1 pseudogene is annotated in these 249 nt (G+C 27.7%); it reads left to right on the forward strand.

Annotation, left to right across the window (positions count from 1 at the left end):
- Positions 1 to 249: pseudogene (locus IDG65_RS14945) on the forward strand (hypothetical protein); the annotation flags it as partial.

Here is a 249-nt window from a genome sequence, read left to right on the forward strand (position 1 = left end):
TTAATAAAGACGATTATTTATTGTTGAGAATTCAAGATAATGGTAAAGGTTTTAATGTTGATGAAAAATTAGAACAAAGTTATGGACTTAAAAATATGCGTGAAAGAGCTTTGGAAATTGGTGCAACAATTCGAGAAGATTTAAAAAATGGTAATGCACATAATGGTTATCAATTAACAGGCTTTAATGAAAATAAAAAAGTGTTACTCGTTATGGGTGGAAGCTTAGGAAGTAAAAAATTAAATAGCA

Origin of the sequence: Staphylococcus sp. EG-SA-17 (assembly GCF_017151845.1) — a bacterium.
Lineage (GTDB): Bacteria > Bacillota > Bacilli > Staphylococcales > Staphylococcaceae > Staphylococcus > Staphylococcus aureus.